The sequence below is a fragment of the Bremerella alba genome, from assembly GCF_013618625.1.
GTDB lineage: Bacteria > Planctomycetota > Planctomycetia > Pirellulales > Pirellulaceae > Bremerella > Bremerella alba.
The window spans coordinates 204,739-220,877 of record NZ_JABRWO010000006.1; the positions used below are offsets into that span (position 1 = coordinate 204,739).

14 protein-coding genes are annotated in these 16,139 nt (G+C 52.4%); 7 read left to right on the forward strand and 7 right to left on the reverse strand.

Annotated elements, in window-relative coordinates; genetic code table 11:
• The first annotated feature begins 41 nt into the window (after positions 1-41).
• From pncB to pncA, 4 genes are read left to right on the forward strand one after another with little or no spacing between them, the layout of a single operon-like run.
• Positions 42-890, forward strand: a complete 849-nt coding sequence (gene pncB / locus HOV93_RS25780; RefSeq protein ID WP_235990242.1) for a nicotinate phosphoribosyltransferase — start codon at positions 42-44, stop codon at positions 888-890.
• 25 nt (positions 891-915) lie between these two features.
• Positions 916-1,500 carry a hypothetical protein gene (locus HOV93_RS26395; protein WP_315853393.1) on the forward strand — a complete coding sequence of 195 codons (585 nt, stop codon included), beginning with the start codon at positions 916-918 and terminating at the stop codon, positions 1,498-1,500.
• 11 nt (positions 1,501-1,511) lie between these two features.
• A complete protein-coding gene (locus HOV93_RS11945) occupies positions 1,512-2,219 on the forward strand; it encodes an NUDIX hydrolase (RefSeq protein ID WP_207396731.1) in 708 nt (235 codons plus the stop codon).
• 10 nt (positions 2,220-2,229) lie between these two features.
• Positions 2,230-2,829 (forward strand): bifunctional nicotinamidase/pyrazinamidase, encoded by a 600-nt coding sequence (gene pncA / locus HOV93_RS11950; protein WP_207396732.1) that lies wholly within the window; start codon positions 2,230-2,232, stop codon positions 2,827-2,829.
• Between the two features lie 304 nt (positions 2,830-3,133).
• Here the strand turns inward: pncA and HOV93_RS11955 are convergent, their stop codons facing one another.
• Positions 3,134-4,354 (reverse strand): pyridoxal phosphate-dependent aminotransferase, encoded by a 1,221-nt coding sequence (locus HOV93_RS11955; protein ID WP_235990245.1) that lies wholly within the window; start codon positions 4,352-4,354, stop codon positions 3,134-3,136.
• Positions 4,355-4,634: 280 nt separating this feature from the next.
• Here HOV93_RS11955 and HOV93_RS11960 point away from each other — a divergent pair, with 280 nt between their 5' ends.
• Together HOV93_RS11960 and HOV93_RS11965 are read left to right on the forward strand one after the other, a co-directional pair.
• Positions 4,635-5,579 (forward strand): hypothetical protein, encoded by a 945-nt coding sequence (locus tag HOV93_RS11960; RefSeq protein ID WP_207396733.1) that lies wholly within the window; start codon positions 4,635-4,637, stop codon positions 5,577-5,579.
• Between the two features lie 52 nt (positions 5,580-5,631).
• Entirely contained in the window at positions 5,632-7,044 is a 1,413-nt protein-coding gene (locus HOV93_RS11965; RefSeq protein WP_207396734.1) for an amidase, read from the forward strand.
• Here the strand turns inward: HOV93_RS11965 and astB are convergent.
• The 5 genes from astB to HOV93_RS11990 are packed head-to-tail and all read right to left on the reverse strand — an operon-like array spanning position 7,041 to position 13,526.
• On the reverse strand, positions 7,041-8,345 hold the full coding sequence (astB, locus tag HOV93_RS11970; RefSeq protein ID WP_207396735.1) for an N-succinylarginine dihydrolase: 1,305 nt from the start codon (positions 8,343-8,345) through the stop codon (positions 7,041-7,043). The genes HOV93_RS11965 and astB overlap by 4 nt on opposite strands.
• Positions 8,342-9,772, reverse strand: coding sequence for a succinylglutamate-semialdehyde dehydrogenase (locus HOV93_RS11975; RefSeq protein WP_207396736.1), 1,431 nt, complete (start codon positions 9,770-9,772; stop codon positions 8,342-8,344). The genes astB and HOV93_RS11975 overlap by 4 nt, the downstream gene beginning before the upstream one ends.
• A gap of 24 nt (positions 9,773-9,796) precedes the next feature.
• Positions 9,797-10,825, reverse strand: a complete 1,029-nt coding sequence (locus tag HOV93_RS11980; protein ID WP_207396737.1) for an arginine N-succinyltransferase — start codon at positions 10,823-10,825, stop codon at positions 9,797-9,799.
• A gap of 32 nt (positions 10,826-10,857) precedes the next feature.
• A complete protein-coding gene (locus HOV93_RS11985) occupies positions 10,858-12,252 on the reverse strand; it encodes an aminotransferase class III-fold pyridoxal phosphate-dependent enzyme (RefSeq protein WP_207396738.1) in 1,395 nt (464 codons plus the stop codon).
• A gap of 53 nt (positions 12,253-12,305) precedes the next feature.
• Positions 12,306-13,526, reverse strand: a complete 1,221-nt coding sequence (locus tag HOV93_RS11990) for a hydrolase (RefSeq protein WP_207396739.1) — start codon at positions 13,524-13,526, stop codon at positions 12,306-12,308.
• Between the two features lie 130 nt (positions 13,527-13,656).
• Between HOV93_RS11990 and HOV93_RS11995 the strand changes: the two genes are divergently transcribed.
• Complete coding sequence (locus HOV93_RS11995) at positions 13,657-15,300, forward strand: Glu/Leu/Phe/Val dehydrogenase dimerization domain-containing protein (RefSeq protein WP_207396740.1); 1,644 nt, start codon at positions 13,657-13,659, stop codon at positions 15,298-15,300.
• Between the two features lie 9 nt (positions 15,301-15,309).
• On the opposite strand, the gene HOV93_RS12000 is transcribed toward HOV93_RS11995, so the two are convergent.
• Positions 15,310-16,119 (reverse strand): DUF1338 domain-containing protein, encoded by an 810-nt coding sequence (locus tag HOV93_RS12000; protein ID WP_207396741.1) that lies wholly within the window; start codon positions 16,117-16,119, stop codon positions 15,310-15,312.
• Between the last annotated feature and the right edge of the window lie 20 nt (positions 16,120-16,139).

The following is a 16,139-nucleotide window of genomic DNA, read 5'->3' on the forward strand; positions in this document are numbered from 1 at the left end:
ACAAGGATGGTGTAAATAATACACTAACGGAGTGAGAGGACATGCTCAAAAAACTTTATCAGCCACCATTGGCACTGCTGACAGACCTTTACCAACTGACGATGGCATACGGCTATTGGAAGCTAGGTCGTGCCAATCAGCAGGCTGTGTTTCACTTGTTCTTCCGAAAGCCACCCTTCAAGGGCGGCTACGCAATCACGGCGGGACTTCAACAAGCCATTGAATATCTGCAGGCGTATCGCTTGGATGACTCGGATGTTTCCTATCTCGCCGAGCTGGCCGGGAATGACGGTCAGCCGCTCTTTGAACAGGCGTTCCTCGATGATCTGCGTAACATGCGGCTCTCGGTGGATGTCGATGCGATGCCGGAAGGGACCGTAGCGTTTGGCCAAGAGCCGCTACTCCGCGTGCAGGGGCCAATCTGGCAGTGTCAACTGCTGGAAACGCCACTGTTGAACATGATCAATTTTCAGACCCTGATCGCCACGAAGGCTTCTCGAATACGAGCAGCGGCTGACGACGACCCGGTCCTAGAATTTGGCTTGCGAAGGGCTCAAGGGATCGATGGTGCTATCTCCGCAAGTCGGGCTGCCTACATCGGCGGATGTTCTGCTACGTCGAATGTCCTTGCTGGAAAGCTGTTTGGAATTCCGGTCAAAGGAACACACGCCCATAGCTGGGTGATGTCGTTTGATAGCGAACTGGAGTCATTCGAGAGGTACGCAGAAGTCATGCCCAACAATTGCGTCTTCCTGGTCGATACTTACGACACCCTGGAAGGTGTGCGGCAAGCCTGTCAAATAGGTAAGAATCTTCGAAATCGTGGGGATTCGTCTCGACTCCGGCGACTTAGCATATTTGAGCATCGAAGCCCGGAAGATTCTCGATAAAGAAGGTTTTTCAAATTCGTCAATCGTGGCCTCGAATGACCTCGACGAGCACATCATTCATAGCTTGAAAAGCCAAGGTGCCCAGATCGCCGTGTGGGGAGTGGGAACCAAACTAGCAACTGCGTTCGATCAGCCGGCCCTGGGAGGTGTCTACAAACTGGCAGCCTTGCAGCGAGAAGATGGTAGCTGGGAACCTAAAGTGAAGCTGTCTGAACAGGCCATCAAAACGTCGATACCCGGGATGCTTCAAGTGCGACGATATGAAACTGAACAAGGTTTAATCGGCGACATGATTTACGACGAAACACGCGGCATCGATCCGCGAGCGATCATCGTCGACAGCAAAGACACAACGCGCAGAAAGCCTCTTGCCAAGTCTACTCAGTCCACCGACTTGCTGATCCCTGCGATGAGAAATGGTGCCAAGGTCGGTGAAAGCGAGGCGATCGAAGACATTCGTGCTCGGGCGATTGAGCAGTTGCGGATGATTCACCCAGCCATACGACGGTTTATGAATCCGCATGAGTACCCTGTGGGGCTCGATATTGGACTGCATGAAGTCCGAGATCGCATGATCCATGAGATACGCGGTACGCAGTGGGAAGAATAGAGAGAGACAGGATGCGAAGTAAGCCGCTGAAGAAGTTTCAGTACGAATACCCCAGAGCCGCATTGACGGCCGATATTGTCGTCTTCGCGCTCGACGAAGAGGATTTAAAGGTCATGCTTATCCAACGCGACCTGAAACCGTTTCAAGGGCAATGGGCATTGCCAGGCGGATTCGTTCGCGTGAACGAAACATTGAATGATGCCGCACGACGCGAACTCCAGGAGGAAACGGGGCTAAAGGACATCTTCTTAGAGCAGTTGTTTACCTTTGGCGAGCTAGAACGTGATCCTCGCGAACGAGTCGTATCGATCGCGTATTTCGCGCTGGTTACCCTGGAAGGTCACGACGTAAAGGCCAGCACCGATGCGAGAAATGCGGCCTGGTTTTCGCTGAACGAACTTCCCGAACTCGCGTTTGATCATGCGGCAATTCTGAACGCTGCTTATCAACGTCTGCGTGGCAAGGTTCGATATCAGCCGATCGGATTTGAGCTATTGCCTGAGAAGTTTACCCTTTCTCAGCTTCAACATTTGTACGAAGTCATTCTCGATCGAGAACTCGATAAGCGCAATTTTCGGAAGAAGGTACTGGGCATGAAAATCGTCCAAGAGACCAGTGAGATCGAGAAAGATGTCGCCCACCGCGCTGCTCGACTCTATCGATTTGACCAAGAAGCGTACGAACGATTGAGCCAACAAGGATATCACTTCGAGATTTGAGGACCACCTCATGAAAGCCCTCTTATTGATCGACATACAAAATGACTTTCTGCCCGACGGGGCTTTGGCCGTTGCTGAGGGAGATCAGGTCGTACCGGTAGCCAATCGCTTAATGAGCGAATTTGCGTTGGTGGTTGCGACACAGGACTGGCATCCTAGCGATCATCGCTCATTCGCCAGCCAACATCCTAGGCGACATATTAGAGAGGTCATCAATTTGAGTGGCTTCGAGCAAGTACTGTGGCCCGATCACTGTATGCAAGGGAGTCACGGGGCAAAATTGGCACCTGGGCTGAACCTCGGCGAGATTGATTTCATCATTCAAAAGGGAACGGACGTTGACATCGATAGTTATAGCGGCTTTTTCGATAACGATCACCGCAAGTCGACAGGCCTAGAAGCACTGCTGCACGAACAAGGAGTGCAAGAGGTTCAGTTGGTAGGCTTGGCCACGGATTACTGCGTGAAGTTCACCGCGCTCGATGCTATTTCACAAGGATTCAAGACTTCCGTTGTCCTTGACGGCATACGCGGAGTGGAGCTAACACCGGGGGACTGCGAGAGGGCAATCCAGGATATGCGACTGGCTGGAGTGGAGATTATTCAATAGTGGTGGGAATATTGGAAGTGGTTAAAATTATCCGGAAAAACCCCTAACGCCCCCTGAATTATTGTTTCACGGAACGGCCACTCGTTTTCTCGAATCGATTATTGAAAAGGGCGACGACATCACGTCTACCTTTCTATCAATCATAAAACCATGATCGCGGTTGGTCGTCGTCATGGGAAACCGGTCGTGTTGGAAGTCAATGCGAGAGAGATGGTTGAGGACGAAAATTAGATTTTCGTGACCGGTAACCATGTTTGGTTAACCGATCACATTCCGCCGCCGCATCTCCTTGAGCTTCCTTAACCTAAAGGTCTTGCTTGGCGAGCCAGGGGATCATCCGGCTGAACGCTTCTTCGATCTTCTCGATCGACGTCGAATAACTAATTCTTAGTGAATTGTTGCAACTCTCACCGAACGCTTCCCCCGGTACAACGCACACGCCGATCTCTTCCAGCATTTTTAACGCGACGTTGCTGGCATTAATGTGGGATGGTAGCGATGGAAAAATAAAGAAACCACCCTGCGGCCAATAGCCAGTCAGGTGGGGAGTCTCGCTGACGAGTTGGACGATGCGATCTCGGCGACGGCGGTATTCTTTCACCATATGCTCAATACACTCATTGCCACCACGCAACGCCGCAACACCTGCCCACTGCGACGGCGTGTTGGCCACAGTCGTCGTGAACATATGATAACGCCGGAGCATCTTGATGGTCCCTTGGCTGGAGATCACCCAGCCGATTCGTAGCCCGGCCATCGAGAATGATTTCGAGAAACTACTGGCGATCATCACGTGATCCAGGTCGGACGCATGCCCTAGCACGCTGGCGTAATCGAGGTCATCCAAAATCAGGTGATCGTACACCTCGTCGCTAATCACTTTAACACCTTGATAGGCGGCTTCTTGGACGATTGTTTCAATGGTTTCTTGAGGGTATACAGCACCGGTCGGGTTGTTGGGCGAATTCAGGATAATAGCAAACGTACGTGGGCCGATGGCATTGATTACGTCTTGTGGATCCAATTGATGCCCGTGTTCGGCTCGGGTAGGAATCGGTTTCACTTCTCCACCATGCATACGAACCAACGGTGCATAGAGTGGAAAACAAGGGTCTGGTATTAAGAACTGCCGACCAGGTGCTGCCGTTACGCTAATCGACAGATACATCGCTTCGGTTGCCCCGGTCGTCACCAGGATGTTGTCTTCCGTGATTTCGCGGCCAGACCTCGCACTGTAGTAGCCGGCCAGTTCTTTCAACAATTCTGGTAAACCGGCGTCCATGGTGTAGCCGGTCTCTCCTTGTTGGAGAGCATGAATATAGGCATCGACGATGTGCTTAGGACAGGGAAAGTCAGGCTGGCCAATCGAAAGGTGGATCACGTTTTCCATAGACGCGGCAAGATTGACCATGCGGCGAATACCTGGCACAGGCAATGCACGAAGTGGAGGGCTCCATTCGAATGCGTCATCGGCGGTGGGAATCTTGAGACCGGAAATTAGCTTCTCGGACATTTCGCTCGACATGGCTCCAAATCCTCTGCACTAGTTTGTACGAATGAATTCGCTGGGAGTGGTTTGGGGTGCGACCAATGCATCTTGATCGATTTACGCTTTTCATTTCAAGATTAATTACAAACTCGCAAAGAAAAAGTTGTTCGCGGTTGGACTATTCGGCAAGAACCGATAGGATGCTTGGAACCATTCTGGTCACATCTCAACTTAGTCGTAGCGAGAACGCCCGCGGCTCGATTGCTTTGCAATCCACGCGTACTGACACACTTTCTCTTGTCACAGGAGCACTCAATTGACGGGTATCGATAACGCGAAACTGGAAGCGGCTCTTGAGGAACAGGGATTAACAACGCGAGATAACTACTCACTTCCCACGTCTGCACTTTCTTTTCCGGATGGCGGACACTTTCGTATCGAGATCGCTGGCGTCGAGCGCCTCTCGGCCCTGGAAACGATGCTGGCCGAGGCTGAGAAACTGAACGTCCCCGTTCATCGCATTATTGCGACGGTAGGTGGGGCGACTTATCTCACACAGAGCGAACTGAATGAATTTGCCGCGCTGGCCAAATATAAGAAGATCGAAGTCATCATGACGCTAGGTCCTCGGCGGGGGTGGGACACCGGTCGGCAAATTTCAACCCGTGAAGGAATTGTCTCCGGAATGCGTCTGCGTGGCGTCGACAGTATTCGTCATTGGCTTAAAGACTGTGATCGCTGCCTAGAAGCTGGTTTTCGCGGTTTTCTGGTACCCGATGAAGGTTTGTTATCCCTTGTCGGTGGTCTTCGAGAGAAGGGAGTGATTCCAGCGGAGACAATCTTTAAATTGTCGGTCTTCGCCGGACATGCCAACCCTGCGGGCGCTCAATTGGCTGAAAAATTGGGAGCGAACAGCTTCAATCCCCTAGCCGACCTGACATTACCGATGCTTTCGAGTATTCGTAGCTCCATTAGTATCCCCATGGATATCTACATGTGCCTGGTCAACGCCATGGGAGGATTCAATCGATTCTACGAAGCGGCTGAGATTGCTCGGTTATGTTCTCCTTGCTACTTCAAGATTGAACCGGGCCCCTCAGAAGAAGAGATATATGCTCCTTGGAATTCGCCAGAGTACCACGACACGCAGATGCGCGAACGCATGCGAAACGCGGCCGTGATCATGGAACTCATCGAGCGAGAAGGCGCCCCGGTTAAAGCTTCTCCGGCCGGAGGAGACGATCTGGTTATCCCCCGTTAGTGCGTTGTCCCGTTTTCAGCACCAAGAAGATTGAAACAAGAAGGAACGGAGCATGGCTCAGGATGCGACCCAAATCGCGGATATGACCGCAGGCGAGATGACGGATTGTTTTGCCAGCGGAGAATTGACGCCGACCGAAGCGGCTCAGGCATGTCTCGATCGGATCCACAAGCACAATAAACATGTCAACGCTTACAACATTCTTAACGAAGAAATCACGTTGGAGGCGGCCCGGCGTTCGAGCGAGCGTTGGCGATTGGGTACGCCGTTGGGCCCCATCGACGGCGTACCGGTCGCTGTCAAAGATATCTTCATGACCAAGGGGTGGCCCAATCGAAAAGGCTCGAAGCTTACCTCGGAGGAGCCAGTAAAGGTTGATGCCCCGGCGATTGCCGCGCTACGCCGCAATGGCTTCGTACCGCTTGGCCGAACAACCACTCCTGAATTTGGTTGGAAAGGGGTGACCGATAATCCTCTGGATGGTGTTACTTCGAACCCTTGGGACCCGACCAAGGTCTCAGGTGGATCGAGCGGTGGAAGTGCAGCGGCCGTTCCGCTAGGCATGGGGCCGCTTGCACTAGGGACCGATGCTGGCGGATCGATTCGCATTCCAGCTGGTTTTTGTGGAATCGTTGGCCACAAGCCAACCCATGGGCTTTGTCCCATGTGGCCCCCGAGTGCTTTCTATCCATTAGCGCATGTGGGGCCGATGACTTGGACCGTAGCGGATACGGCACTCTTGTTGGATGTGTTGGCAGAGCCTGATCCTCGGGACGTGACGCTATCCAACTGTTCCGTTTCCTTTCGCGACGTTTTGGAACATGTTGATCTGAGGGGGATTCGTATCGCACTCAGTCCTACGTTAGGCTACGTCGATGTCGACCCGGAAGTGCATGCTGCAGTCATGGCGACGGCGGGTGCATTCGAAGAGGCAGGGGCAGTCATCGAATCCGTTGATCCAGGATTTTCCGATCCGCTCGAGTCGTTCAATCGGCTCTTCTACGGGGGTGCGGCCAATGCGCTCCGCGATATTGGCTCAGATGATCGGGCTAAGATGGATCCAAATTTGATTAAGGTCGCTCAGTGGGCGAGCGAACTATCTTTGTTGGAATTTATGGACGCTGCCAACGAGCGGGCCGCTATTACCGAGAAAATGAGTCTCTTCCATCAGAAGTACGACTTGCTTCTCACGCCGACTTTGCCCATTCCTGCATTCGATGCCGGGCTGGAGGTTCCCAAAGATTGGCCGCACGACCGCTGGCCCACTTGGACTCCATTCACCTATCCATTTAATATGACTGGCCAACCAGCCATCTCGGTCCCGTGCGGCTTTACCGCGTCTGGCTTGCCGATTGGGTTGCATATTGTGGGTCCCCGACATGCCGATGCTTTAGTGCTTCAGGCTGCTCATTACTACCAACAGGTTCGTCCGCTTACGTCAATTCGTCCTGATATGTTAGCTTAGAGTTCTAGCATCTCGTCGAGTTCGTTCATTGCTTGTTTGACTTCTTCGATCAACCTTACATCAGCGAGGTCATCGACCGTGAGCCGCTCGCGATAGTGACGCCGCACCCATTTACACAGTTCGTGGTATCTCCTCTCCGTAATGAAAACGGCAGGTGGCACTGCCGCGAACTCTTCTTTGGTGAGAACGGCCCGCAATCGCAAACAGGCCGGTCCGCCACCGTTCTGCATACTTTCGCGTAGGTCGATGAACTGACACTCCACAATAGGGTTGTCTGCTCGAATCAGATTGGCGACAAGCTGGCGAGCGGCTGTGTTCTCGGAGCACTCAATCGGGCAAAGCAGCAACATCTGCTCGGTTCCTATCGAAAAGAGTTGACTGTTGAAGAAATAGCTTTGGACTGCATCCGCGAGTTTTAACTCCTGATCACTAAGGACTATTTGCTGCAGACCAAGTCCAAAGCAATCGGTGATCTCCGTCAATACACGATCCAGTTCGGCAAATGCGAACTCGTGAACCAGATGTAACGATTGATTCCCGACCGAGATCACATCGTTATGAAACACCCCCGCATCGATCGCGCTGGGATGTTGCCGCGCGAAAACACAACGCTTGGGATTCAGTTGATGCTCCATAGCGATAGACTTGCATGCGGCCAATGTTTGTCGAGCAGGAAATCGCTGTGATTTCTGTTCGTCGTTGTGATCTCGCCCGAAGACGAATAGCTCGACGCCTGAAGCTTCATAACTCCGGCATAGTCGCGTATGATTCGCCGCCCCTTCGTCGCTTGTCTCGGCCAAAACAGGCAGGGGGTCGTGAACTACAAAATGGTTCGTATCATGAAAGATCGCGCGAAGAGTCTTGGTTGTTTGCGGTGTTTCCAATGCGCGATGGGGCATGGTCTGCAAGTTTGCTGGCGTGATATGTACCCGGCCATCAGCGCAGTCGCTGCTGGGAGAAACGGTTGCCGCATTCGCTGTCCACATTGCTGAAGCACTATAAGCGACACTGAGAAGATCTGGTCGCTGGCGATGCACCTCAGCAATCATCTTGTCTGGTGACCCTGTGAACCCCTGGGCTTCCAAAAATGCCAAATTGGGGCGTGGGTGCGGCGGGAGGAATGCTTGCGGGATACCCAAGTCGGCTATGCGTTTCATTTTGGCTAGCCCTTGCAGTGCCGCTCTACGTGGAGAGGACACGGCATGGCGATGAACAACGGAGGCCAGGTTCCCTTGCGAAAGTCCACCGTAATGATGCGTAGGACCAATGAGCCCATCGAAGTTGACTTCATGCACTTTCACTGGCTCGTGCCTTCTTCGCTCACGGCCTCAACTTCTGCAATGGGAACATGGCAGAAGTTGACTGCGTGAGAGCCAGCCGGTCGATAATTGCCGCTTTGACCGATCCCGCCGAACGGCAATCGCCCACTAGCTCCGGTCGTTGCGAGATTCCAGTTAACTAGCCCGGCCTGAACTTGATCTCGGAATTCTTCGAAATCGGCTCGATCATCGCACAAAATACCGGCTGCCAGTCCGTACTGGGTGTCGTTCGCTTCCCGGATAGCAGCACCCAGGTCAGGTACTCGTATTACCTGCAGTAGTGGCCCAAACACTTCTTCATCGGATCGTGTTTTGCAATCAGTCACATCTATTATTCCAGGGCTGACAAACGCTGGTCCGATGGACAAACTTTGGGAGGGAAGCAGCGGAGTCGCTCCCTGTGATATTAATTGGGATTGAAACCTGAGCACGTTCTCGACGGCCCTGGCGTGAATCAACGATCCCATAAAGGGTTCCGGTTCGTCGCTTGGTCGTCCAACGGAAATTTCCTGAGTCTTTTCAACTAGCCGCTTCAAAAACAGCTTCGCATCGCCGGTCACAATGAGCCTCCGCGTGCAAGTGCATCGCTGCCCCGAGGTCATATAAGCCGATTTGATCACTTTATCGACATTGTCGTCGATGTTTGCTGGTTGGTGGACGACGAAGGGATTGTTGCCCCCTAACTCTAGGGCCAGCAGGACCTCAAGTCGCTGCACCATGGCCTCCCGCAGCTTGATGCCGGTGGCACGACTACCGGTGAAGAAAAGACCTCGCAACTGGGGCTCAGCCAAGATTGCCTGACTGGTGGACACACCCCCTTGAACGAGATTCAGGACACCAGGTGGCAAGCCAGCTTGCTCCCACAACTCGACCATCATTTGCGCGACATAGGGAGTTAGCTCACTAGGCTTAAAAATAACACTATTGCCAGCCAGCAGCGCGGGGACAATCTGGCCGTTGGCAATATGAGCGGGGAAATTAAAAGGACCGATCACAGCAACAACGCCCAGCGGCCGATAGACAACACGCCCAAGGAGCGTATTCGTGCTCACCTGCGTGTCATCACGGAGACCCTGGTAAGCTTCGATAGAAATTTGGCATTTGGATACGACGGCTTTGGCCTCGGTCTTAGCATCCCACAAAGGCTTGCCGACTTCGTCGGAAATTGCTTTGGCGAGCATTTCGGTGTGCTGATCAGCCAACTCAGCAAAGCGATGAATTACTTCAGCACGTTCTTCCCAGCAACGCGCTCGCCACCGAAGCTGAGCTTCGGCAGCCGCGTCAAACGCTTGGTGAACTTCATCAACCGTGGCAGCCCGTCCCTGCCAGAGCAACGCCTCGGTAACCGGGTTCGTGCTGTCGAACGATTCCCCGGAACCTTGCTGCCAGTTTCCATAGACAAAATGCATGATGAAGTGCCTCGTTGGTTTAACTCAACCTGACGCTTTAAGGGGGGCAAAGCGTACGGAATGACCGACGGCGAGTTGTAGTTCATTTGCTAGTTGGGATTCTAAAACGAGCCCGTGTGATGTCTCAATAATCTTTCCGCTACTAGCACGGAAGTACTGATGATCCTGAGCGGAAACAATCGCCAGGAGCGAGTCCTCACCTAACGCCGATTCAATGGACACAACAGGAAGAACGCGGCTCTGCTTAACCGTTCGGATATCCTTAAGTGGACTATGTAACACTGGACCGGCCTCGAAGATATCGACCAGGCTGTCGTACGCGAAACCCTCGCTTTCAAGCAACCGGCGTGCAGGGATTGTATTGGGATGCACATTGGCCACCGAAGCCTGGGCTTCCGGCGAAAGCAGGTCAACGTAAACGGGATGGCGTGGTATCAGCTCTTCAATAAAGTCTTTGTTGATCAGGCTGAGCATATCGGCATTGGGAAAGTCGATGCCAAAGAAGTGAACCCCGAAAGCTTCCCAGAAAGGACTGTGGCCAGCCTCGTCGACAACACCCCGCATTTCGGCAATCACTTTTTGCTCGAAAAGCTGAGGGTATTCGGCAAGAAAAAGAAAACGAGACAACGATAACACTCGACCATTCCCTCCACCGCGAAATTCCGGATGCAGGAACAAGCTGCCGATTTCTGTCGGGCCATCATGGTTTTTGATCAAGTGCAACACCTGATGCTCGTGCCTGCTGCCGAGCGTATGCGATTCCTGAATCTCCGTTTCCACGCGAAACGCGTAGAAGGGCTTAAATCCGCCAACCTTAGAAACAATGCCACAAGTTCCCACTACTTTCTTGGACGACATATCTTCCATAACAAAAAGATAGAGCTGCCCTTGAGGATCGGCGTCATTTAGGTCTTCAAACGCGCGAAGGCTTTGTCGTACGCGTTTCTCAAAGGTGGCTCGATCTTTGGGAAGCGTCGTGAGTCCATACTGAGTCAACTGAGCCAGTTCGTGCAGTTGATCTAAATCGCGTTCTTCTACAGGCCGAATGAGCATTGCGACTCCTTCGCTGGCGTCAGACATGAATATTAATTGAATGCTTTTGAGAGCAGGACACTTTCTAGGATGTCACAGACGTTCTCTATTTCATCGTTGGTCAACGAAAGAAATGGAGGCAAGAAACGTACACGGGCCGGACCAACTCCGGCCACAAAGGCGATCACCCCAGCCTCATACAGTGCATAGAGTACCTTTTTCGCAGACTCGGCTGAACCATCCAGTGGCGTAAATGCAATCATGCCGCCAATTCCCCATGGACCTGAGATTCGATCTGGAGCCTTCGCATGGATTGCCTCGAAACGAGCAACAAACCGACGGTGAATATCCGCAATCCGCCCCTCCGGACCATAATAGTTGCCTTCGATCAGCTTTTGTAGAATCCAACACGAGGCCACAATGGCAGTCGTGGAAGAGGTAAATGTCTGACTTAAGAGCCCAGGCTTGGGATTAAACTCTTTCCGGAAAAAGGTAGCGCAGACCTGAGACATCTTGCCTACGGAAACTACATCGGCAAAGGAATCGAGTTCGAGCATTTGAAACGCAAACGGAGCATAGGTCCGTCCGAACGTTTGTATCTCGTCGAAGAAGATTGGTACCTGGTGTTTCTTTAGCAGTTCGCATAGGGCAACGAAGTACTCACGCGGTGCACTGTAGTAGCCCCCTTCCCCCTGCACAAGTTCCATGATGAAACCACAGTGCGTGCCTGGGTAGCGATTCAGATATCTTTCTACGGTCTGCAATGTTTTTTGGGTGCTCTCTTCAGAACGCTCGGCATCGAAGAACGGAGCATAGTCCACCGGCACTGTTAGGGGCTGCCCCTGGCGATTCTTAGGACGGTCGGTTACCTGGCCGGTAAGGTGTGAGCGACCGGCAAACGCGTTCTCGAATGCCAGGATCCGGCTAGACTCGGTTCGATGTTGGAACAATATCTTGAACGCGTTCTCGTTAGCCATGGCGCCGCTGCTCGATAGAAAACAATGCTCGAGTGACGCACCATTTCGATTGGCAATCGCAACCCACTGTTTGCTCAGCAGCAGCGATTCTGTGTTCTGCTGCAAATTTCCTTGCATGACGGTATCTGAAAGTACAGCTGGAACTAGTTCCGACAATAGCTCGGAATTTGCGTGCCCCATCGCATGCACGCCGATCCCGGTGATCATGTCGTATTTGACGCTTCCGTCGGTAAGTTCCACCAGCGATCCCTGCCCTGCTCCGCTACCGAGATACGGAAAGAACAGAGTGTTACCACGCAGTCCCGCGAATGTTTCAAGACATTTTTGATAAGGCACGGCTAATTCAGGCTTGGGGCCACGAGCACTCAGCTTGGCTGAATGATCCGCCAATGCGTCGGTTAGAAGTTTCGTTGCCTGGGCGACACGGGGATCGGACAATAGCTGTTGGGCAATCAGAGATTCAGAATCCATAGAGTCTCCTTCGCAGATGGGTGTTGTACTGCATTCTACTCTGTCGTTGATCCTTAGGCCTGTCGAAAGTCTTCGGCGAGGGTGATCAACGTGAGGAAGGTGAGCTGTGTTCGTTCAACTAAACTTTCGCAATGCATATATTCCTGAGGAGAATGAATATTGCCACCGCAGACCCCCATGGTGTCGATATTTGGTACTCCCATCGCCGCCAGACGGTTGCCGTCGCAGACGCCGCCGGTCGATTCCCATGAAAGTTCTAGCCCAAGTGTCTTGCCATTCTCTTGTGCGTTCTTAAGCAAGGTTTCATATTTTTCTGTCATCGGCTTGGGCGGAGCGAAGAAGCCGCCGTGTTTTATCAAGGTAATGCCATCCCCTGTTTCTTCGACAATGCGATCGATCGTCTCACTTATCGCGTTTTCGATCTCAGCTGCTGGGTAACGTACATTGAAACGCACAACGGCTGTATCAGGCACGACATTGGTCGGCCCTCCACCATCAATTTTAGCAATATTAAGGGTAGTGTCTTTCCAGCGTCCATTCAGGTCATTCAGCTTCTGGGCAACCTGAGCGGCAGCAACAATGGCATTGCGTCCCTTGTGAAACTCGCGACCGGCATGGGCTGCTTGTCCACGGACGACAATTTCAAAATTGCCAGACCCTTTGCGTTGTCCCACTAGATTTCCATTAGGCAGACAAGGCTCGAACAGCAAGCCAAAATCAAATCCGTCGCAGTGGTTAGCGAAGATCTCGCGAGAGGCTGGCGAACCAATCTCCTCGTCGCTATTGAGAATGACTTTCCATCCCAGGTTTGAATTTCCCGTTGCTTCGACGTAATCTTCAAAGGCTTTTAGTGCCCACAAGAGGACTACCAGGCCACCTTTGGCATCCGCCACGCCTGGCCCGTAGAGAGTATCCCCCTCTTGTTTGACCTTCTGAAAAGGAGATTCCACCGGATAGACGGTGTCTAAATGAATCGACAAGATAACTTGCTTAGGAGCGTCGCCTCGGCGAACCCCAAATAGTACGTCACCGATAAATCGTTCCTTCAAGTCGCCATGCTCGTCGACAATTAAGTGCGGCGAAACGGGTATGGCCTGGGCATCATCGGAAATAGTACGAAGTTCAGCTAGTACCAGTTCGCCCAAATGGCGGAGACCGGCCAGGTTGCTAGTGCCAGAGTTGATAGCAGACCAGAGCACCAGTTGGTAAAGCATTTCATTTTGCTGCGTTTGAATGCGGGATAAAATGCTTTGAACTTCCGATTCCAGTGCCATGGCCATCCTGCCGAAAAGAGTGTGATAGAGATTTTACGCGCTATCAGGTATCTTACGCCATAGAATGTTAGCCGACGCGTTTCGATTTTTGACCTGCAGCAAACCCAGCCAACTTTGACAGGAGCCAGCGATGTCAGAAATTCTTGTTCTGGTCGTTGAAGATAACCCGCTTCAGGCCAAGCTGATCGAGGAACTTCTTTCTGAAACGGGTGATACGAAATTCACCATTTATTGCGTCGATTGTTTGGAAGCTGGCTTGAATTATCTATCGCAGAATCGCCCCGATGCAATTCTGCTCGATCTTACCCTTCCCGATAGTGAGGGACTTCAGACATTCCTGCGAATGCACAATGCGGCCGACAATATTCCGGTCGTTGTGTTGACAGGCAACGACGACCTGTCCTTAGCTGCCAAGGCGGTTGAGGCAGGTGCCCAGGACTATCTGGTCAAGGGAAAGATCGATGGACATCGTCTTGCGCGATCGTTGCGACTGGCCGTGAAGCGAACGCACGCCGAGCAGCAAGAATGGAATTCGCCCATGCTGCACTTAGCGCAGCAGCAGTTCTTGAAAGCGGCTCAAATTATGAGCCTAGACGAGAACTTGCGTGAACGACTTTTATTTCCGCAGCGGACGCTGGTGGTCACATTGCCGTTTCGAAGGGATCGTTACTCCCACGTCGAGACAGTGTTTGGATATCGTGTTCAGCATCTCTTGACGATGGGACCAACCAAGGGGGGAATTCGCTATCACGAGGATGTCGGCTTAGGCGAAGTGTCTGCTCTGGCCATGTGGATGAGCTGGAAATGTGCTTTGATGCGTCTTCCCTTTGGCGGAGCAAAAGGTGGGGTCCGGATAGATCCCACCGACCTGACCGGGCACGAACTGCAGCGATTAACTCGTCGCTACACGATGGAAATCATCGAAATGATTGGCCCCGAAAAGGACATTCCGGCTCCCGATATGGGCACCAACGAGCAAGTTATGGCTTGGTTGATGGACACCTATAGCCAGCAGCTAGGGTATTCCGTTCCAACCATTGTCACCGGGAAGCCTGTCGCACTTGGCGGGTCATTAGGACGGCGCGAAGCGACCGGCCGTGGACTTGTTTATGTCATCGAAGAGGCCGCCAAGGTGATGGGGCTGTCGATGCAAGGTGCAACGGCTGTAGTCCAGGGGTTTGGTAACGTTGGTAGCAATACAGCCCGGTTGCTGGAAGAGCTGGGAACAAAGGTGATCGGCGTCAGTGACGTTACAACAGGCCTTTATAACCCGAAAGGGCTTTCCGTCGCGGATTTGCTCCAATATGTCGAGAATAATCGAGTACTCAAAGGATATCCGCACGCAGAGGAAGTAACCAACCAGGAATTGCTTGAGTTGAAATGCGATATTTTGGCTCCTTGCGCGATGCAAAATCAAATCACTGCTGGGAACGTCGAGAAGCTGCAGTGCAAGATGGTAGCCGAAGGAGCCAACGGGCCTACCACACTGGAAGCCGATGAGATCCTCAAAGAACGAGGCATCTTTGTCGTTCCGGATGTGCTGGGAAATGCCGGAGGCGTAACGGTGTCGTATTTCGAGTGGGTTCAGGGAACCCAGAACTACATGTGGACGTTGGATGAGATCAACTCGCGACTGAAAAAGATCTTGGTCGACGCGTTTCAGCGGACTCGTGGTCGTAGTGAAAAACAAAACCTCGATTTCCGTACAGCCGCATTAATCGAAGGCATCGAAAGAGTCGCGGAGGCAAAGCTCCGACGAGGTCTTTTCCCGTAAAGAGAATACCTATTCGTGGAGCTTTTTATCGGTGCTTTCGAAGATCTTGTCCGCACTTTTGGCCACGAAGCCGCCAAATAAAGAGCCGTTGGGTAGCGTGTATCGCCGGGCAAATTCGTAGTAACAGCCCGGCACCGACCGATCTCCGTCTTTGAAAGGAACGTCAACAACCGAAGCTATGGTCGATGATTGTTCTAAGTATACCTCGGGCGAGCCCTTGATGGCTCCGCCTTCTTGATTCAACGAGAACCCTTCTTCCAGCAGCAGAGCATTCAGGTCTTGCAGGGAGTCGATGGTAGTCAGCGCGTTGACGAAGACCGTGAAATGGTTTGCACAGAAACCGTGTGCTGCCATCCAGGCAGCGTATTCGCTTTGCTCGCTCAACGCTTTATAGTCAGCATAAGGTACCTCCCAAAGTCGACCCGCAGTGCACAGGGGCTGGGCGAGGACTTCCCTATTGGGGATCTGGTCGAGCATCCGTTGAATGATATCGCGAAAGTCGTCCGAGAACTCATCAAGCATCAGCTCGCTGATAAAGACTTTGGGAAGCGCTGGGTCAGAATGTTGAAAATGCCTGGCGTAAAGCTTCTTGGCATCGAAGCGGTAGTCATCCCCGGCCTGATAGCCCGCTTCTAGAAAGGGAATCGCGAGCTGATCGATGCCTATTCTTGGGTCCTGAAATGTGCGAAAGGCGATATGGTCGTTAACGATCGTCTCACCACGTTCCGAGAGCAACCGGTGGATTCGATCGGCCTGCGGATTGTTCTTTTGATAAGAATCCCAGAGCTGGTCAATTAGCTTCTCAATGCTTCGAGTCATATTACTCTCCCTGGGCATAG